We start from the raw sequence: 19314 nt of genomic DNA, 5'->3' as shown, positions 1-19314 counted from the left end.
TGGCGGGGCCGGGCCTTCGGTCGTCCGGGGTTACGCCTTGCGGAGGCGGAACGTCAGGTTCAGGGAGGCGTCCTTGACCGGCTCTCCGTAGCTGTCGTCCGCGTCGCCGGAGGCGAAGTCCGTGGCCAGGACCTCGTCGGCGATGAGGGCGGCGTGGTCCGTGAGGGCCGTGACCGTGGCCTCGTCCGCCGACGTCCAGCGCAGCGCGATGCGGTCCGCGACGTCGAGGCCGCTGTTCTTGCGGGCCTCCTGGATCATGCGGATCGCGTCACGGGCGAGGCCCGCGCGGCGCAGCTCGTCCGTGAGCTCCAGGTCGAGGGCGACCGTGGCACCGGAGTCGGAGGCCACCGACCAGCCCTCGCGCGGGGTCTCGGTGATGATGACCTCATCAGGGGCGAGCGTCACCGTCTCGCCGTCGACCTCGACGGACGCCGTGCCCTCGCGCAGGGCGAGGGAGAGCGCGGCCGCGTCGGCCTCGGCGACGGCCTTGGCCACCGCCTGGACGCCCTTGCCGAACCGCTTGCCCAGGGCCCGGAAGTTGGCCTTGGCGGTGGTGTCGACCAGGGAGCCCCCCACTTCGGAGAGCGAGGCGAGGGAGGAGACGTTGAGCTCTTCGGTGATCTGGGCGCGCAGTTCGTCGCCGAGGGCGTCGAAGCCGGTGGCGCCGACCAGCGCGCGGGACAGCGGCTGGCGGGTCTTGACGCCGGACTCCGCGCGCGAGGCGCGGCCGAGCTCCACCAGGCGGCGGACCAGGACCATCTGCCGCGAAAGCTCGGGGTCGATCGCGGACAGGTCGGCCTCGGGCCAGGTGGCCAGGTGCACCGACTCCGGGGCGTCCGGGACGACGGGGACGACCAGGTCCTGCCAGACGCGCTCGGTGATGAACGGCGTCAGCGGGGCGAGCAGGCGCGTGACCGTCTCGACGACCTCGTGCAGGGTGCGCAGCGCGGCGGCGTCGCCCTGCCAGAAGCGGCGGCGCGAGCGGCGGACGTACCAGTTGGAGAGGTTGTCGACGAAGACCGAGAGGAGCTTGCCCGCGCGCTGGGTGTCGTAGGCCTCCAGGGCCTGTGTCACCTGGTCGGTGAGCGCGTGCAGCTCGCTGAGCAGCCAGCGGTCCAGGAGCGGGCGGTCGGCGGGCGCCGGGTCGGCGTCCGAGGGGGCCCACTTCGACGTGCGGGCGTACAGCGCCTGGAAGGCGACCGTGTTCCAGTACGTCAGGAGCGTCTTGCGGACGACCTCCTGGATCGTGCCGTGGCCCACGCGGCGGGCCGCCCACGGCGAGCCGCCCGCGGCCATGAACCAGCGCACCGCGTCCGCGCCGTGCTGGTCCATCAGCGGGATCGGCTGCAGGATGTTGCCCAGGTGCTTGGACATCTTGCGGCCGTCCTCGGCGAGGATGTGGCCGAGGCAGACGACGTTCTCGTAGCTCGACTTGTCGAAGACGAGCGTGCCCACCGCCATCAGCGTGTAGAACCAGCCGCGGGTCTGGTCGATGGCCTCCGAGATGAACTGCGCCGGGTAGCGGCTCTCGAAGAGCTCCTTGTTCTGGTACGGGTAGCCCCACTGCGCGAACGGCATCGAGCCCGAGTCGTACCAGGCGTCGATGACCTCCGGTACGCGCACCGCTTCGAGGGCGCAGCCCTCGTGGGTGCAGGTGAAGGTGACGTCGTCGATGAACGGGCGGTGCGGGTCGAGGGCGTTCTGGTCGGTGCCGGTCAGCTCGGTGAGCTCCGCGCGCGAGCCGACGCAGGTGAGGTGGCCCTCCTCGCAGCGCCAGATGGGCAGCGGGGTGCCCCAGTAGCGGTTGCGGGACAGCGCCCAGTCGACGTTGTTGGTCAGCCAGTCGCCGAAGCGGCCGTGCTTGACCGAGTCGGGGAACCAGTTGGTCTTCTCGTTCTCCTCAAGGAGGCGGTCCTTGATGGCCGTGGTGCGGATGTACCAGGACGGCTGCGCGTAGTAGAGGAGCGCGGTGTGGCAGCGCCAGCAGTGCGGGTAGCTGTGCTCGTACGCGATGTGCCGGAAGAGCAGGCCGCGGTCGTCCAGGTCCTGGGTGAGCGTTTCGTCGGCCTTCTTGAAGAAGACGCCGCCTACCAGGGGGACGTCCTGCTCGAAGGTGCCGTCCGGGCGGACCGGGTTCACCACGGGCAGGCCGTAGGAGCGGCAGACCTTGAGGTCGTCCTCACCGAAGGCGGGGGACTGGTGGACGAGGCCGGTGCCGTCCTCCGTGGTCACGTAGTCGGCGTTGACCACGTAGTGGGCCTCGGCGGGGAACTCGACGAGCTCGAAGGGGCGCTGGTAGGTCCAGCGCTCCATCTCGGTGCCCGTGAAGGTCTGGCCCGTGGTCTCCCAGCCCTCGCCGAGGGCCTTCTCCACCAGGGGCTCGGCGACGACCAGCTTCTCCTTGCCGTCGGTCGCGACCACGTAGGTGACGTCCGGGTGGGCGGCTACGGCCGTGTTGGACACCAGCGTCCAGGGAGTCGTCGTCCACACCAGGAGGGCGGCCTCGCCCGCGAGGGGGCCGCCGGTGAGCGGGAAGCGGACGTAGACGGACGGGTCGACGACCGTCTCGTAGCCCTGCGCCAGCTCGTGGTCGGACAGGCCCGTGCCGCAGCGGGGGCACCAGGGGGCGACGCGGTGGTCCTGGACGAGGAGGCCCTTGTTGAAGATCTCCTTCAGGGACCACCAGACGGAGTCCACGTACTCCGGGTTCATGGTGCGGTAGGCGTCGTCCAGGTCGACCCAGTAGCCCATGCGGGTGGTGAGCTCGGCGAAGGCGTCGGTGTGGCGGGTCACGGACTCGCGGCACTTGGCGTTGAACGCGGCGATGCCGTACGCCTCGATGTCCTTCTTGCCGTTGAAGCCGAGCTCCTTCTCGACCGCCAGCTCGACGGGCAGGCCGTGGCAGTCCCAGCCGGCCTTGCGCGCCACGTGGTAGCCGCGCATGGTGCGGAAGCGCGGGAAGACGTCCTTGAAGACGCGGGCCTCGATGTGGTGGGCGCCCGGCATGCCGTTGGCGGTGGGCGGGCCCTCGTAGAACACCCACTCGGGGCGGCCCTCGGACTGCTCCAGGCTCTTGGCGAAGATCTTCTGCTCGCGCCAGAAGTCGAGCACGGCGTGCTCGAGGGCGGGCAGGTCGACCTGGGCGGGTACCTGGCGGTACTGCGGCGGCGTCATATCGCGCTTCCTCCGGCGGACGTGCGTTCCGTTCCGTCGGAGGGACGAGAGCCTTGTCGCGCTCCCGCGGTACCACCCTCCTTGGCCGTCGTGCGCAGGTCGCGCGCCGGACGGCCCCCTCATTGGGGTCGCGATGCCGGTTCTACTCGCCGCCGCCCGGCCCGGTGGGCGCTTGGCTGCGGCTTTCTTCCGGCGGCTCCGGGGTGATCTTCACGTCGCGCTCGCCCCCGGGCTCTCACCGTCCCCGGGTCGCTCAAGGCTGCGTACGCCGCTACTCGGCCCCATCCACGCTTCTCGCTCCAGCCAGTGTACGGCGCCCGGGGAGGGGCGGCCGACTGGTTTTCGGCGGGCGCCGTGGGGTGCGGGGCGCGGGAGCCGTACTGACCCGAATGGCGAGACGTGCGCCGACGCGTCCCGGTGCGCCCCGGACGGCGGATTACGGGGCGGGGAGCTGGGCACAACGCATGAAGGCTCGCCGCGCGGCGCCCGTGGGGCGGGTGCATCGGGCGGCGTGCCCCGTTGCCGCGGGCGTGGAGTCGATTTATCGTCCCAGCACGATTCGCGAGCAAGATCACAATATGTGAAGGGGCCGCGGCCATGGTGGCGAAGAAGACCGCCGTACAGCAGTCGGCGTCCAGCAGATCCACAGGCGCGGAGGGCGGCGGAGCGGCCGCGGGAGCGGGCGGCAAGGCCGCTCGCGCGGTGAAGTCCGTACGGGCGGGCAAGGCGGCGGGCGCCGCGGCCGACGGCCCCAAGAAGACCGTGGCCAAGTCCTCCGGAGAGGCGTCCGCGGGGAAGGCCGCCGCGGGGAAGACGGCCGCGGGCAAGAAGGCGGCCACCGCCAAGAAGACGCCAGCTAAGAAGGCACCCGCCGAGGAAGCGGCTCCCCAGAAGGGTGCCGCCAAGGCCACCAAGGCCACTAAAGCCACCAAAGCCGCCTCTAAGAAGACCGCTGCTGCGAAGACCACCTCTAAGAAGACCGCTGCCACGAAGGCCGCCCCTACGAAGGCCGCCGCCACCAAGAGCGAGGCCAAGGAGGCCGCCGTCAAGAAGTCGGCGGCCAAGAAGACGGCCGCCGCGAAAGAGGTGGCTTCCGAGGCGGGGTCCGGCCAGGTGGCACCCGCCTCCGCTGCGTCCAAGAAGACGGCGGCCGGCAGCAGGACCGCCGCGAAGGGCCCAGAGGCCAGGAAGCGTACGGCCAAGAAGACGGCCGCCCCCGCGGCCGAGGATGCGGCTCAGGCCGCGGAGACGACGGGAGCCACGACGGTGGTTGCGAAGAAGACTCCGGGCACGGCGACGACGGCGCGGCAGCCGGGAGCGGTGCCGAAGGCGCGGGCGGCCGCCGCGCCCGGCGAGCTCGCGGTGCGGCCCGGCGAGGAGCCGTGGACCCCGGCCGAGGTCGCCGAGGCGCGGACCGAGCTGATGGCCGAGTCGATGCGGCTGCGGGCCGAGATCGAGGCGTCCGAGACGTCCCTCGCGGGCCTGATGCGGGACTCCGGGGACGGCGCGGGCGACGACCAGGCGGACACCGGCACGAAGAACATCACGCGCGAGCACGAGATGGCGCTCGCCGCCAACGCGCGGGAGATGCTGGAGCAGACCGAGCGCGCCCTGGAGCGCCTGGACGCGGGCACGTACGGATTGTGCGAGAACTGCGGCAACCCGATCGGCAAGGCGCGCATGCAGGCCTTCCCGCGCGCGACCCTGTGCGTGGAGTGCAAGCAGAAGCAGGAGCGGCGCTCCTGAGGGCCTCCTGGGCACGCTGGCCCGTACGCGTGTGCCGTACCCTCGTCCCCAGTCAGGTACCTAGGTTGAGGGACTCACGTGGCAGAGGCGGAGCGCATCATCGGTACGCCGGATATCCCTGAGACGGCGGGGGACGAGCCCGAGCGGGCGGAGCGGCCCGGCTCCGAGGAGCCGGCGGCGGACGAGCCGAAGCCCAAGGGCAAGCGCAAGATCGCCGTGCTGTTCGGGGTGGCGCTGTTCGCGTACGCCCTCGACCTGATCAGCAAGATGATCGTGGTCGCCAAGCTGGAGCACCACGAGCCGATCGACGTGGTCGGTGACCTGCTGCGCTTCAACGCGATCCGGAACGCGGGCGCCGCCTTCGGCATGGGCGAGGCGTACACGATCATCTTCACGGTGATCGCCTCGGCCGTGATCGTGGTGATCGCCCGCCTGGCGCGCAAGCTGTACAGCCTGCCCTGGGCGATCGCGCTCGGCCTGCTGCTCGGCGGCGCGCTCGGCAACCTCACCGACCGGATCTTCCGCTCGCCCGGCGTGTTCAAGGGCGCGGTGGTCGACTTCATCGCGCCGAAGGGCTTCGCGGTCTTCAACCTCGCCGACTCCGCGATCGTCTGCGGCGGCATCCTGATCGTGCTGCTTTCCTTCCGCGGCCTCGACCCGGACGGGACCGTGCACAAGGACTGACCCGCTCCGCGGGGCCGTGCACAGAGCCGTGCGCGGGGCCTTTGGTACGGCAGTGTCGGACCCCTCCTGCATACTCGTGGGGTGAGCACGATTCCCGAGATCCGTACCCTGCCCGTGCCCGACGGCCTGGAGGGCGAGCGCGTCGACGCCGCCATCTCGCGCATGTTCGGGTTCTCCCGTACGAAGGCCGCCGAGCTCGCGGCCGCCGGCAAGGTGCTGGTCGACGGCGCGGTCGCCGGCAAGTCCGAGCGCGTGCACGGCGGCGCCTGGCTGGAAGTGGAGATGCCGCAGGCGCCCGCGCTGGTGCAGATCGTCGCCGAGCCCGTCGAGGGCATGGAGATCGTGCACGACGACGAGGACATCGTCGTGATCGTGAAGCCCATCGGCGTCGCCGCGCACCCGAGCCCCGGCTGGACCGGCACCACCGTGATCGGCGGCCTCGCCGCGGCGGGGTACCGCATCTCGACGTCCGGCGCCGCCGAGCGCCAGGGCATCGTGCACCGCCTGGACGTGGGCACCTCCGGCCTGATGGTCGTCGCCAAGTCCGAGCGGGCGTACACGTCGCTGAAGCGCCAGTTCAAGGAGCGCACGGTCGACAAGCGGTACAACGCACTGGTGCAGGGCCACCCCGACCCCATGAGCGGCACGATCGACGCCCCCATCGGCCGCCACCCGAACCACGACTACAAGTGGGCGGTCACCGCCGAGGGCAAGCCGTCGGTCACGCACTACGACCTGGTGGAGGCCTTCCGCTCCGCCTCCCTGCTCGACATCAAGCTGGAGACGGGCCGCACCCACCAGATCCGCGTCCACATGGCCGCCCACCGCCACCCGTGCGTCGGCGACATGACGTACGGCGCGGACCCCACGATCGCCAAGCGCCTGGGCCTGACCCGCCAGTGGCTGCACGCGGTGCGCCTCGGCTTCGAGCACCCCGGGGACGGCCAGTGGGTGGAGTTCGAGAGCACCTACCCCGACGACCTCCAGCAGGCCCTCGACCGGGTGCGGGCGGAGAGCCAGTGACCGCGGTGACCTGCCGGGTCGCGGCGGGCCAGGAGGACCTGGAGGCCTGCTTCGCGGTGCGCAAGGAGGTCTTCGTCACCGAGCAGGGCGTGCCCGAGGACCTGGAGTACGACGCGTACGACGCGGGGGCGGTGCACGTCCTCGCGGTGCGCGGCGACGACGGGAGCCCGGTCGGGACGGGGCGGCTGCTCACCGGCGAGGCGGCGGCCGTGAAGAACGGCGGGGACGCGGGCGTGGGCGCCCTGGGCCGCCTCGCCGTGCTGCGCTCCGCGCGGGGGCTCGGCGCGGGCGCCGCGCTGGTGGGGGCCATCGAGGCCGAGGCGGGCCGCCTCGGCCTGCACGCGGTCGACCTGCACGCGCAGACGCACGCCCTGGGGTTCTACGAGCGGCTGGGGTACGAGGTGTACGGTCCGGAGTTCCCCGACGCCGGAATCCCGCACCGGGCCATGCGGAAGGCGCTGCGCTAGCGTTTCGCGGTCAGCGCTGCGCTGGCTGCGCCTCGTGACGTCGTTGAGCGTCCGCGGGCCGCGCCGCGCCCTGCCGTTGAGCGGCCGCGGGCTCGTCGTGGCTGGTCGCGCGGTTCCTCGCGCCCCTTTGGGGCGCGGCCGTACCGCCTTGCGGCCGAGCGGGGAAGTGGGTGGTTTGCCCTATTTGCCGCGATCCATGGCACAGTTGGGGTCCTGATCGCCCAAGCCCCGGCCCCCGGAGTGCCCCATGGACCAACTGGCGCTGCTGCTCGTCCTGTTGCTGGGGGCCGTGGTGACCGTGCCGCTGGGGGACCGGCTCGGCCTGCCCGCGCCCGTCCTGATGACGCTCGGGGGCATCGTCCTCGCCTTCCTGGACTTCGTGCCCAACGTCGAGATCCCGCCGGAGTTCATCCTTCCGCTGGTGCTTCCGCCGCTGCTCTACGCCGCCGTGCAGCGCACCTCCTGGCGGCAGTTCGCGGCCAACATCCGGCCCATCCTGCTGCTCGCCGTCGCCCTGGTCTTCGTCACGACGGCGGCGGTCGCGGCCGTCGCGCACGCGGTCGTGCCGGGCCTGCCGCTCGCCGCGGCCCTCGCGCTCGGCGCGCTCGTCGCCCCGCCCGACCCGGTCGCCGCCACCGCCGTCGCCGGTTCGCTCGGGCTGCCCCGCCGCCTGGTGTCGATCCTGGAGGGCGAGGGGCTCTTCAACGACGTCACCGCCATCGTGCTCTACCACGTGGCCATCGCCGCCGCCGTCAGCGGCACCTTCTCCTGGCCGTCGGCGGCGGGCCAGCTCGTGCTCTCCGCGGTCGTCGCCGTCGCCGTCGGGCTCGCCCTCGGCTGGCTCACCAACAAGCTCATGGGCCTGCTCGCCGACGCCGTCCTGCAGACGGGCCTGACCCTGCTGGTGCCGTTCGTCGCGTACGTACTCGCCGAGGAACTGCACGGCTCCGGCGTCCTCGCCGTCCTGACCACCGCGCTCTACCTCGCCGAGCACGCCGTCGACGCCGACGACGTGCTCGGCCGGATCACCGGCCAGTCCTTCTGGCAGATCGTCGACACCCTCGTCACCGGCGTCGCCTTCGGGCTCATCGGGCTCGAACTGCACAACGTCTTCGGCACCTCCGAGGGCCGCGAGTGGCAGATGCTCGGCTGGGGCGCGGCGGTGGTGGCGGTCGTCGTCGGCGTCCGCCTGCTGTGGCTGCTGCCCGCGACCTGGCTCGCCAAGCGGCTGCACCAGCGGCGCGACGTCGACGAGGAGATCCCCACCACGTGGCGCGAGACCGTCGTCATGTGGTGGTCGGGGATGCGCGGCGTGGCGTCGGTCGCGCTCGCCCTCGCCATTCCGCTCAAGACGGACGACGGGGCGCCGTTCCCGGGGCGCGACGAGGTCGTCTTCATCGCCTTCTGCGTGATCATGGCGACGCTCGTCGTGCAGGGCCTCACCCTGCCGTGGCTGGTCAAGCGGCTCGGCGTGCGGGCGGACACCGACGCCGAGCGGGCCCTGGAGCGCGCGCTCGCCCTGCGGGCCGCCAAGGCCGCCAAGGCCCGCCTGCGGGAGATCGAGGAGGTCGAGGAGCTGCCCGAGGAGCTGTCCGAGCGCCTCCTGCGCGGCGCCTTCGACATCGGCGCCCGCATCAGCCCGGACATCGTCGACGACGAGCGGCGCGAGCGGTACGCCAAGCGCGCCGACCGCTTCAAGGCGGTCCAGCGCATCCAGCGCGAGATGATGTCGGCCGCCCGCCACGAGGTCCTCGCCGCGCGCAGCGAGCCCGGCTCCGACCCGGAGGTCGTGGACCGGGTGCTGCACCAGCTCGACGTGCGCAGCCTGCGCTGACGCCGGACGCCGGACGCCCTGGCGCCCGCGCGGGCCGCTGGTTCAGCGCTCAGCCACGTCCGGTGCGCGGTACCGGCGGCGGCGCCGGGCGCCCGGCGCCAGCCCCGTCCGCCCCGCCAGCCCCGTCCGGCGGCAGCTCCGCCCACGCGGTGTTGACCCGCGGCAGCGCGTACGGATGGTGCTCGGCCAGCCAGGCCACCAGCTGCTCACGGACCGCGACCCGCACCGCCCAGATGTCGTCGGCGTCCTTGGCGGTCATCAGCGCGCGCACCTGGATCGTGTTCGGCGTGGTGTCGGTGACCGCGAGGCCCCAGTCCCGGCCGTCCCAGGCGGCGCAGTCGCGCACGACCTCGTGCAGCTTCTCGCGCATCAAGGCGAGCGGCGCCGTGTGGTCCAGGTGGAAGAAGACCGTGCCGGTCATCTGGGCGCCGCCGCGCGACCAGTTCTCGAACGGCTTCGAGGTGAAGTACGAGACGGGCATCGTGATCCGCCGCTCGTCCCAGGTGCGCACGGCGAGGAACGTCAGCGTGATCTCCTCGACCGTGCCCCACTCGCCGTCCACGACGACCGTGTCGCCGATGCGCACCATGTCGCCGAACGCGATCTGCAGCCCGGCGAAGAGGTTGCCGAGCGTGGACTGCGCGGCGATGCCCGCGACGATGCCGAGGATGCCCGCCGACGCGAGCAGCGAGGCCCCGGCCGCCCGCATCGCGGGGAACGTGAGCAGCATCGCGGCGGCCGCCACCACGCCGACCACCGCGGCGACGACCCGCTGGATGAGCGTGACCTGCGTACGGACGCGGCGCACCCGGGCCGGGTCGCGGTGGACCGTGGCGTAGCGGGCGTACGAGGCCTCCACTATGGCCGCCGAGATCCGCACGGCGAGCCAGGCCACCGAGCCGATGAGCACCAGTGTCAGGAGCCTGCCGATGCCCGCGGAGTGGCTCTCGGCGATCTCCGCCTGTCTGTACGAGCCGCGCAGCAGCGCGGCGCACAGGACGAGTTGCAGCGGCAGGCGGCAGCGGCGCAGCAGGTTCCACAGCGCGCGCTCGGGCTGCCGGTCGCCGGCCCGGCGCAGCGCCGAGTCCACCAGCCAGCCGACGGCCAGGGTGAGCACGACCGAGGCGCCGACCACGATCAACGGGCGCAGGACGTTCTCCATGCCTTCGAGGGTAGGGGGACCCGACGGCGGAGCGCAGGGGGAGGCCCGGTGCTCAAGTGGCACGATGGGCTCATGAACATCGTGCTTTTCCATTCGACGTACGGGCTGCGGCCCGCGGTGCGCGCGGCGGCCGACCGGCTGCGCGAGGCGGGCCACCAGGTGTGGACCCCCGACCTCTTCGAGGGGCGCGTCTTCGACACCGTCGAGGAGGGCATGGCCCACCAGGAAGAGCTCGGCCGGGACGAGCTGCTGAAGCGGGCGGTCCTGGCCGCGGCGCCGTACTCCGAGCGGGGCCTCGTCTACGCGGGCTTCTCCTTCGGGGCCTCGGTCGCGCAGACGCTCGCCCTCGGCGACGACAAGGCGCGCGGCCTGCTGCTCCTGCACGGCACGTCCGACATCGCGGAGAACGCCTCGGTGGACGACCTGCCGGTGCAGCTGCACGTCGCCGAGCCCGACCCGTTCGAGACCGACGACTGGCTGAGCGCCTGGTACCTCCAGATGGGCCGGGCCGGGGCGGACGTCGAGGTCTACCGGTACGCCGGGGCCGGGCACCTGTACACCGACCCGGACCTCGACGACTACGACGCCACGGCCGCCGAGGCCACCTGGCGGACGGCCCTCGGGTTCCTGGAGACCCTCTAGCGGCTCCCTCTCACCGCACCCTCGGCCAGGGCCGCGCGCGGCCCTGGCCGTCGGCGTGTCAGCGCACCGGCGCGTGCACCCGCTCGACCTTCTGCGTGCCGCTGAGCGTGCGGTACGAACGCGCCCAGGACGACGTCGCCTTGGGGTCCTTGCGGTCGGACACGACGTAGTAGTCCATCTGCGAGCGCTCGGCGGTCACGTCGAGGACGCCGTAGCCGTGGGAGTCCATGTCCAGCCACTTCACATGGCGGTTGGCGGCCTTGACGGCGGCGGCCGCGACCAGCGACAGCGTGTGCGGCGGCACCTTCAGGTAGTCGTCGATGTTGTCGGACGTCACGGACGTGACGACGAACTCCGTCGCGGCCGTCGGCGAGGCCGGGTACGTGGCGGCCGTGACCGGCACGTCGTTGGCCCACGCCATGTGGATGTCGCCCGTCAGGAACACGGTGTTCCGTACGCCCTTGTCCCGCAGGTGCCCGATGAGCTCCTTGCGGTCGTGCGTGTAGCCGTCCCACTGGTCGGTGTTGACGGCCAGGCCCTCCTTGGGCAGGCCGAGCAGCTTCGCGAGCGGCGCCAGGAGGTACGCCGGGAGCGAGCCGAAGGCGACCGGCGAGATCATCACCGAGGTGCCGACGAGCTTCCAGGCGGCGTCGGACGAGGCCAGGCCCGCCTTCAGCCAGTCGAGCTGGGCGCGCCCGGTGAGGGTGCGCTCGGGCGAGTCCACGGCGCCGCTGCCCGGCTTCACCTGCTGGGAGCGGAAGGAGCGCAGGTCGAGCAGGTGCAGATCGGCGAGCTTGCCGAAGCGCAGCCTGCGGTAGACGGTGCCCTCGGTGGACGGGCGCACCGGCATCCACTCGAAGTAGGCCTGCTTGGCGGCCGCGACGCGCGCCGCCCAGGGGCCCTCGGTCTCCGGCTGGTGGTTCTCCGCGCCGCCCGACCAGGCGTCGTTGGCGACCTCGTGGTCGTCCCAGATGGCGATGACCGGGTGGGTGGCGTGCATCGCCTGCGCGTCCGGGTCGGTCTTGTGGGCGGCGTGCCGCACGCGGTAGTCGGCGAGCGAGACGATCTCGTGCTTCGGCTGGTGCTCGCGCACGAGGCCGCGGGTGGAGGCGTAGCCGCCGGACGCGTACTCGTACACGTAGTCACCGAGGTGAAGGACCGCGTCGAGCTCGGAGCGGGCCGCGAGGTGGCGGTACGCGGAGAAGTAGCCCGCCTCCCAGTTGGAGCAGGCGACCACGCCGAAGCGGACACCGGGCGCGGCGGCGTCGTGCGCGGGGGCGGTGCGCGTGCGGCCCACGGGGGAGTGCACCGTGGACCCGCCCTCTACGGAGAAGCGGTAGTAATAGGTGCTCGCCTGGTTCAGGCCCCTTACATCGGCCTTGACGGTGTGGTCGCTGGCCGCCTTCGCGGTGGTCGAGCCCCGGCCGACGACCCGGGTGAACCCCTTGTCCTCGGCCACTTCCCAACTCACCCGCACGTCAGGACCCTTGCCGGAGCCGGGCAGCGCGTCCGGGACCGGAGTGACGCGCGTCCACAGCAGGACGCCGTCGGGCAGCGGGTCCCCGGAGGCGACGCCGTGCAGGAAGGCGGGCCCCTCGGCGGCGTGCGCGGGCAGGGCGCCGGCGAGCGGGGCGGCGAGGGCGGCGGTGGCGGCCGCGGCCTTGACGACCGTGCGGCGGCGGGGCGTGAGCGCGGCGGCCCGGGGTCTCTCGGAATCCTCGGCGGGCGCGGCGGAGTTGTTGTCTATGCGACTGGTCACGAGGACGAACCCTACGCACCAGTAACGGCGAAGAGCGGGCGCCCCTCGAAAAGTTCGCCCGCTCTTCCGCAAGTCGTCTACTGCGCTTGCGTGATGAATCCCGGTCAGATGGCTCCCGGTCAGATGACTCCAGGTCAGCCCTTGAGCGCGGTGTTCACGGCCTTGTCGAAGTCCTTGACCGTCATCGGCGCGTTGCGGCCGTCGCCGCCCTTGAGCTGCTTGCCGTCCATGACGAACGCCGGGGTGCCCTCGACGCCGTCCTTGTTGTCCTGGAAGGCCTGCGACATCTCCAGGGCCCAGCGGTCGTACGTGCCGTTGTTGACAGCCTTCTTGAAGGCCGCGCTCTTCTTGAGCTCGGGCACCTCGCCCGCGACCTTGATCAGGTACGAGTCGTCCTTGAACTTGTCGTCCGACTCGGCCGGGTGGTTGTCGGCCGAGAACAGCGCCTTCTTGTAGGCGAGGAAGGCGTCCGGGGAGACGTTGAGGGCGGCGCCGAGCGCGCTCATCGCGTTGCGGGAGCCCTCGCCGGGGAAGTTGTTGTCGAGGAAGGTGGCGCCGACGAACTGGACCTTGTACTTGCCGTCCTTGATGTCCTTCTCGACGGTCGGGCCGACGCTTTGCTCAAAGCTGGCGCAGATCGGGCAGCGGGGGTCCTCGTAGACCTTCAGGGTCTTCTTGGCGCTGTCCTTGCCGATGACGACGGTCGTGCCGTTCTTGCCCGACGTGTTGGCGGGCTTGACCAGCTTCTGGTCCTTGGCGTCGTCCCAGTACCCGGGCTTGTTGTTCTGTACGACGGCGTAGCTGATGCCGCCCGCGATGGCGAGGACACCGACGATGGAGGCGCCGACGAGGATCGACCGCTTGCGCTTGTCGCGCCTGCGCTCGGCTTCCTGCTGCGCGCGGATCCGCTCGCGGGCCGCCTGCTTCGAGGCCTGGCTGTTGCGCTTGCTCATGGTGGTTCTCCGTGGGTGTGAAGGGTGTGGACGTGCGTACTCAGGCGACAGCGGCCGAGTACGGCGGTCCACGCCGTCCCACGTGGTGCACGAGCAGCCGGGTGCGCGCGGCCTTGGCGCGGGGCGCGGGCCGCGGCGCGCGCCCCGCGGGGGCGAGGTGGCCCGTGACCGCGGCGACGGCGATGAGCAGCGGCCGGAAGGTGGCGGCGGCCACCGCGCGGAGCAGCTGGGCGACGGCGCGCTCGCCGCGGCTCAGCCAGGCGGCGGCCAGCAGCCCCACGCCGATGTGCGCGCCGAGCAGCAGCCAGGCCGCGCCCGGGTCGGCGTCGGCGAGCAGCACGGCGGCCTGGCTCTCGCCGCCCGCCACGCGGGCCAGCGGGGTGCCGACGCTGCCGCCGCCGCACAGCACGTCGAAGCCGACGCTGCGCAGCGGTCCGGCGACCGGGCCGCCCGCCTGGCCGTAGCAGACGTGCTGGCCCGTGGTGAAGACCGTGTCGGCGGCGAGCTCCAGCGGGACGAGCAGCGCGGCGATCTTGCCGAAGCCGCGCTCGCGCCCGGCGAGGGCGTAGGCGATGACATAGACCCCGGCCGTGATCGCCAGGCAGGTGGTCAGCGGCAGCGGGGCCCGGGACAGCAGGATGTGCGACGCGGCGGACAGCAGCACGACGAGCGTCGTGAACAGTGCCGCGCGCACCACTCTGATCTGGGTCCCTGATATGTCCATCGCGCAAGCGAGTGTGCCATGAGCCGTCGTAAGAGACCCCTAAAGGGTCCCTATGAATCGCACGACGGCCCGGGCGGCCCCGCCCTCGCCCCCTACAGCCCCGGAATCCGCCCGTTGCGGAACAGGTCGACGAAGATCTGGTGGTCCGCGCGCGCCCGGGTGCCGTAGTCGTGCGCGAAGTCCACGAGCAGGTCCGCGAAGCCCTCCTCGTCGGCCGCGATGGCGGCGTCGATGGCCCGCTCGGTGGAGAACGGCACCAGGTCCGAGTGGCCGCTCTCGTCGTCCGCCGCCGCGTGCATCGTGGCGGTGGCCCGGCCGAGGTCGGCGACGACGGCGGCGATCTCCGCCGGGTCGTCGATGTCCGACCAGTCCAGGTCGACCGCGTACGGCGACACCTCGGCGACGAGCTGGCCCGCGCCGTCAAGATCGGTCCAGCCGAGCCAGGGGTCGGCGTGCGCCTGCAGGGCGCGCTGCGAGATGACCGTGCGGTGGCCCTCGTGCTGGAAGTAGTCCCGGATCGAGGGGTCCGTGACGTGCCGCGAGACCGCCGGGGTCTGGGCCTGCTTGAGGTAGATCACGACGTCGTTCTCAAGCGCGTCGCTGTTGCCCTCCAGGAGGATGTTGTACGAGGGCAGCCCGGCCGAGCCGATGCCGACGCCGCGGCGGCCGACCACGTCCTTCACGCGGTAGGAGTCCGGGCGGGTCAGGGAGGACTCCGGGAGCGTCTCCAGATAGCCGTCGAAGGCGGCGAGGACCTTGTAGCGGGTGGCGGCGTCCAGCTCGATGGAGCCGCCGCCCGGGGCGAAGCGGCGCTCGAAGTCGCGGATCTCCGTCATCGAGTCCAGGAGCTCGAAGCGGGTCAGCGAGCGGGCGGCGCGCAGCGCGCCGAGCAGCGGGCCCTGGGCGGTGTCCAGCGTGAAGGGCGGCACCTCCTCGCTCTTGGCGCCGGTGGCCAGGTCGTGGATCCGCGTGCGGTAGGCCGCCGCGTAGGTGCGCACCAGGCCGGTGATCTGCTCGTCGCTCAGCGCCTTCGTGTACCCGATCAGGGCGAGCGAGGCGGCGAAGCGCTTGAGGTCCCAGGTGAAGGGGCCCACGTACGCCTCGTCGAAGTCGTTCACGTTGAAGATCAGGCGGCCCTGGGAGTCCATGTACGTGCCGAAGTTCTCCGCGTGCAGGTCGCCGTGGATCCACACCCGGCCCGTGCGGTCGTCCACGTACGCACCGGTGTGCTGCTCGCGCTCCAGGTCGTGGTAGAAGAGGCAGGCCGTGCCGCGGTAGAACGCGAAGGCGGACGCCGCCATCTTGCGGAACTTCACGCGGAACGCGGCGGGGTCGGCGGCGAGCAGTTCGCCGAACGCGGTGTCGAAGACGGCGAGGACCTCTTCGCCGCGCTGCTCGGCGGTGGGCTGCGGGACCGGCATCGGGGGGTGCCTCCTGGTGCATGACATACGGGACAGATGTTCCGTCCTGTTCCAACGCCCGACCGTACTCCTGAGTGCCCGGCCGTTGTCAGCGCCCCGGACTAGACTTCCACGCTGTCCCCCCAGACTGCCCGCAGCCTGTCGCCCCGTGTTTCCCTTGGAGGCCAACGCCGTGTCGAAGCCGCCGTTCACGCACCTGCACGTGCACACCCAGTACTCGCTCCTGGACGGCGCGGCCCGGCTGAAGGACATGTTCCAGGCGTGCAACGACATGGGCATGACGCATATCGCCATGTCGGACCACGGCAACCTCCACGGCGCGTATGACTTCTTCCACACCGCCCAGAAGGCGGGCGTCACGCCGATCATCGGCATCGAGGCCTATGTGGCACCGGAGTCCCGGCGCAATAAGCGCAAGGTCCAGTGGGGCCAGCCGCACCAGAAGCGGGACGACGTCTCGGGCTCGGGTGGCTACACGCACAAAACGATCTGGGCGGCGAACAAGACGGGCCTGCACAACCTCTTCAAGCTGTCCTCGGACGCGTACGCCGAGGGCTGGCTCCAGAAGTGGCCCCGCATGGACAAGGAGACGATCTCCCAGTGGTCGGAGGGCCTGATCGCCTCCACCGGCTGCCCCTCCGGCGAGCTCCAGACCCGTCTTCGCCTCGGCCAGTTCGACGAGGCCCTGAAGGCCGCATCCGACTACCAGGACATCTTCGGCAAGGACCGCTACTTCCTGGAGCTGATGGACCACGGCATCGAGATCGAGCGCCGGGTCCGCGACGGCCTCCTGGAGATCGGCAAGAAGCTCGGCATCCCCCCGCTGGTCACCAACGACTCGCACTACACGTACGCGCACGAGGCGACCGCCCACGACGCCCTGCTCTGCATCCAGACCGGCAAGAACCTCTCGGACCCGGACCGCTTCCGCTTCGACGGCACCGGCTACTACCTGAAGTCCACGGACGAGATGTACGCCGTCGACTCCTCGGACGCCTGGCAGGAGGGCTGCCGCAACACCCTCCTGGTGGCCGAGCAGATCGACACCACCGGCATGTTCGAAAAGCGCGACCTCATGCCGAAGTTCGACATCCCGGAGGAGGGCTACACCAACACCACCTGGTTCAAGGAGGAAGTGCGGCGCGGCATGGCCCGCCGCTATCCCGGAGGTGTCCCCGAGGACCGCCAGAAGCAGGCGGACTACGAGATGGACATCATCATCCAGATGGGGTTCCCGGGGTACTTCCTCGTGGTCGCCGACTTCATCATGTGGGCCAAGAACAACGGCATCGCGGTGGGCCCGGGACGAGGCTCCGCGGCCGGTTCGATCGTGGCGTACGCCATGGGCATCACCGACCTCGACCCGATCGAGCACGGGCTGATCTTCGAGCGGTTCCTCAACCCCGAGCGCGTCTCCATGCCCGACGTCGACATCGACTTCGACGAGCGCAGGCGCGTCGAAGTGATCAGGTACGTGACCGAGAAGTACGGCGCCGACAAGGTCGCCATGATCGGCACGTACGGCAAGATCAAGGCGAAGAACGCCATCAAGGACTCCGCGCGCGTCCTCGGCTACCCCTACGCCATGGGCGACCGGCTCACCAAGGCCATGCCCGCCGACGTCCTCGGCAAGGGCATCGACCTCTCCGGTATCACCGACCCCAAGCACCCGCGCTACAGCGAGGCGGGCGAGATCCGGTCGATGTACGAGAACGAGCCGGACGTGAAGAAGGTCATCGACACCGCCAGGGGCGTCGAGGGCCTGGTCCGGCAGATGGGCGTGCACGCCGCGGGCGTGATCATGTCCAGCGAGCCCATCATCGAGCACGCCCCGATCTGGGTGCGGCACACCGACGGCGTCACCATCACGCAGTGGGACTACCCGCAGTGCGAGTCGCTCGGCCTGATCAAGATGGACTTCCTGGGCCTGCGCAACCTCACGATCATGGACGACGCCGTCAAGATGGTGGAGGCCAACAAGGGCATCAAGCTGGAGATGCTCTCCCTGCCCCTCGACGACCCCAAGACGTACGAACTGCTCTGCCGCGGTGACACGCTCGGCGTCTTCCAGTTCGACGGCGGCCCGATGCGCTCGCTGCTCCGCCAGATGCAGCCCGACAACTTCGAGGACATCTCCGCCGTCTCGGCCCTGTACCGGCCGGGCCCGATGGGCATGAACTCGCACACGAACTACGCCGAGCGCAAGAACGGCCGCCAGGAGATCACCCCGATCCACCCGGAGCTCGAAGAGCCCCTGAAGGAGACGCTGGGCCTCACCTACGGCCTGATCGTCTACCAAGAGCAGGTCCAGAAGGCCGCCCAGATCATCGCCGGGTACTCGCTCGGCGAGGCCGACATCCTGCGCCGCGTGATGGGCAAGAAGAAGCCCGAGGAGCTGGCGAAGAACTTCACCATCTTCCAGGAGGGCGCCCGGAAGAACGGCTTCTCGGACGCCGCGATCCAGGCCCTGTGGGACGTCCTGGTGCCGTTCGCCGGATACGCCTTCAACAAGGCCCACTCCTCCGCGTACGGCCTGGTCACGTACTGGACCGCGTATCTGAAGGCGAACTACCCGGCCGAGTACATGGCCGCGCTGCTCACCTCGGTGAAGGACGACAAGGACAAGTCGGCCGTCTATCTGAACGAATGCCGCCGCATGGGCATCAAGGTGCTCCCGCCGAACGTGAACGAGTCGGTCCACAACTTCGCCGCCCAGGGCGACGACGTGATCCTCTTCGGCCTCGAAGCGGTCAGGAACGTGGGCACGAACGTGGTGGACGCGATCATCCGCTCGCGCAAGGCCAAGGGAAAGTACGCCTCCTTCCCTGACTACCTGGACAAGGTGGAGGCCGCCGCCTGCAATAAGCGCACCACGGAGTCGCTGATCAAGGCCGGTGCCTTCGACACCATGGGGCACACCCGCAAGGGCCTGACCGCGCAGTACGAACCGATGATCGACAACGTGGTCGCGGTCAAGCGCAAGGAGGCCGAGGGCCAGTTCGACCTCTTCGGCGGGATGGGCGACGAGTCCGGCGGCGACGAGCCCGGCTTCGGCCTCGACGTGGAGTTCTCCGAGGACGAGTGGGAGAAGACGTATCTGCTCGCCCAGGAGCGGGAGATGCTCGGTCTGTACGTGTCCGACCACCCCCTGTTCGGCCTGGAGCACGTCCTCTCGGACAAGGCGGACGCGGGCATCGGCCAGCTGACCGGCGGTGACTTCTCCGACGGCGCGGTCGTCACCATCGGCGGCATCATCTCCGGCCTCCAGCGCAAGATGACCAAGCAGGGCAACGCCTGGGCCATCGCCACCGTCGAGGACCTCGCGGGCTCGATCGAGTGCATGTTCTTCCCGGCCACCTACCAGCTGGTGTCGACCCAGCTGGTCGAGGACGCCGTCGTCTTCGTCAAGGGCCGCCTCGACAAGCGCGAGGACGTGCCCCGCCTGGTCGCCATGGAGATGCAGGTCCCCGACCTGTCGAACGCGGGCACCAACGCGCCGGTCCTGATCACCATCCCGACCGTCAAGGTGAGCCCTCCGATGGTCACGCGTCTCGGCGAGATCCTCAGCCACCACCGGGGCAACAGCGAGGTGCGGATCAAGCTCCAGGGGGCGCAGAAGACCACGGTGCTCCGGCTCGACCGGCACCGCGTGAAGCCCGACCCGGCGCTCTTCGGCGACCTGAAGGTGCTGCTCGGCCCGTCCTGCCTGGCGGGCTGAGGCTGAG

13 protein-coding genes are annotated in these 19314 nt (G+C 70.9%); 7 read left to right on the top strand and 6 right to left on the bottom strand.

Annotation, left to right across the window (positions count from 1 at the left end):
* Window positions 1–30: 30 nt before the first annotated feature.
* Window positions 31–3174 (bottom strand): isoleucine--tRNA ligase, encoded by a 3144-nt coding sequence (ileS, locus tag AC07A4_RS34360; protein ID WP_478606486.1) that lies wholly within the window; start codon window positions 3172–3174, stop codon window positions 31–33.
* 597 nt (window positions 3175–3771) lie between these two features.
* Here ileS and AC07A4_RS34355 point away from each other — a divergent pair.
* From AC07A4_RS34355 to AC07A4_RS34335, 5 genes are all read left to right on the top strand, one after another.
* The gene (locus AC07A4_RS34355; protein WP_478606484.1) at window positions 3772–4920 is read left to right on the top strand and encodes a TraR/DksA family transcriptional regulator; all 1149 of its coding nucleotides are present in this window, start codon (window positions 3772–3774) and stop codon (window positions 4918–4920) included.
* Between the two features lie 78 nt (window positions 4921–4998).
* Window positions 4999–5604, top strand: coding sequence for a signal peptidase II (gene lspA, locus AC07A4_RS34350; RefSeq protein ID WP_478606482.1), 606 nt, complete (start codon window positions 4999–5001; stop codon window positions 5602–5604).
* An 81-nt stretch (window positions 5605–5685) separates the two neighbouring features.
* On the top strand, window positions 5686–6627 hold the full coding sequence (locus tag AC07A4_RS34345; RefSeq protein ID WP_478606479.1) for an RluA family pseudouridine synthase: 942 nt from the start codon (window positions 5686–5688) through the stop codon (window positions 6625–6627).
* Window positions 6624–7094: a GNAT family N-acetyltransferase gene (locus AC07A4_RS34340; RefSeq protein ID WP_478606476.1), complete on the top strand. Its 471-nt coding sequence runs from the start codon at window positions 6624–6626 to the stop codon at window positions 7092–7094. The genes AC07A4_RS34345 and AC07A4_RS34340 overlap by 4 nt, the downstream gene beginning before the upstream one ends.
* Before the next feature lie 247 nt (window positions 7095–7341).
* Window positions 7342–8928 carry a Na+/H+ antiporter gene (locus AC07A4_RS34335; RefSeq protein ID WP_478606474.1) on the top strand — a complete coding sequence of 529 codons (1587 nt, stop codon included), beginning with the start codon at window positions 7342–7344 and terminating at the stop codon, window positions 8926–8928.
* A gap of 49 nt (window positions 8929–8977) precedes the next feature.
* On the opposite strand, the gene AC07A4_RS34330 is transcribed toward AC07A4_RS34335, so the two are convergent.
* On the bottom strand, window positions 8978–10090 hold the full coding sequence (locus tag AC07A4_RS34330) for a mechanosensitive ion channel family protein (protein ID WP_478606472.1): 1113 nt from the start codon (window positions 10088–10090) through the stop codon (window positions 8978–8980).
* A gap of 72 nt (window positions 10091–10162) precedes the next feature.
* On the opposite strand from AC07A4_RS34330, the gene AC07A4_RS34325 reads away from it, so the two are divergent.
* Window positions 10163–10732: a dienelactone hydrolase family protein gene (locus tag AC07A4_RS34325; RefSeq protein ID WP_478606470.1), complete on the top strand. Its 570-nt coding sequence runs from the start codon at window positions 10163–10165 to the stop codon at window positions 10730–10732.
* Between the two features lie 58 nt (window positions 10733–10790).
* Here AC07A4_RS34325 and AC07A4_RS34320 read toward each other — a convergent pair whose 3' ends face one another.
* The 4 genes from AC07A4_RS34320 to AC07A4_RS34305 all read right to left on the bottom strand — a co-directional run bounded on the left by AC07A4_RS34320 (window position 10791) and on the right by AC07A4_RS34305 (window position 15589).
* A complete protein-coding gene (locus AC07A4_RS34320) occupies window positions 10791–12479 on the bottom strand; it encodes an alkaline phosphatase D family protein (RefSeq protein ID WP_478606763.1) in 1689 nt (562 codons plus the stop codon).
* A gap of 146 nt (window positions 12480–12625) precedes the next feature.
* Complete coding sequence (locus AC07A4_RS34315) at window positions 12626–13444, bottom strand: thioredoxin domain-containing protein (protein ID WP_478606467.1); 819 nt, start codon at window positions 13442–13444, stop codon at window positions 12626–12628.
* Window positions 13445–13484: 40 nt separating this feature from the next.
* Entirely contained in the window at window positions 13485–14168 is a 684-nt protein-coding gene (locus tag AC07A4_RS34310) for a hypothetical protein (RefSeq protein ID WP_478606464.1), read from the bottom strand.
* A 92-nt stretch (window positions 14169–14260) separates the two neighbouring features.
* Window positions 14261–15589 (bottom strand): DUF2252 domain-containing protein, encoded by a 1329-nt coding sequence (locus AC07A4_RS34305; RefSeq protein ID WP_478606462.1) that lies wholly within the window; start codon window positions 15587–15589, stop codon window positions 14261–14263.
* Window positions 15590–15761: 172 nt separating this feature from the next.
* On the opposite strand from AC07A4_RS34305, the gene dnaE reads away from it, so the two are divergent.
* A complete protein-coding gene (dnaE, locus tag AC07A4_RS34300; RefSeq protein ID WP_478606760.1) occupies window positions 15762–19307 on the top strand; it encodes a DNA polymerase III subunit alpha in 3546 nt (1181 codons plus the stop codon).
* Window positions 19308–19314: the final 7 nt, after the last annotated feature.

It is taken from the genome of Streptomyces sp. NPDC043996 (genome assembly GCF_056435225.1).
The sequence above is the reverse complement of the archived record's forward strand: the minus strand, read 5'-3'. Positions and strand labels throughout refer to the sequence as shown.

Coding starts and splice junctions, on each gene's coding strand:
- AC07A4_RS34315 (WP_478606467.1), bottom strand. CDS start 13,444: ATGAGCAAGCGCAACAGCCAGGCCTCGAAGCAGGCGGCCCGCGAGCGG.
- AC07A4_RS34355 (WP_478606484.1), top strand. CDS start 3,772: ATGGTGGCGAAGAAGACCGCCGTACAGCAGTCGGCGTCCAGCAGATCC.
- AC07A4_RS34310 (WP_478606464.1), bottom strand. CDS start 14,168: ATGGACATATCAGGGACCCAGATCAGAGTGGTGCGCGCGGCACTGTTC.
- AC07A4_RS34305 (WP_478606462.1), bottom strand. CDS start 15,589: ATGCCGGTCCCGCAGCCCACCGCCGAGCAGCGCGGCGAAGAGGTCCTC.
- AC07A4_RS34330 (WP_478606472.1), bottom strand. CDS start 10,090: ATGGAGAACGTCCTGCGCCCGTTGATCGTGGTCGGCGCCTCGGTCGTG.
- ileS (WP_478606486.1), bottom strand. CDS start 3,174: ATGACGCCGCCGCAGTACCGCCAGGTACCCGCCCAGGTCGACCTGCCC.
- AC07A4_RS34325 (WP_478606470.1), top strand. CDS start 10,163: ATGAACATCGTGCTTTTCCATTCGACGTACGGGCTGCGGCCCGCGGTG.
- AC07A4_RS34335 (WP_478606474.1), top strand. CDS start 7,342: ATGGACCAACTGGCGCTGCTGCTCGTCCTGTTGCTGGGGGCCGTGGTG.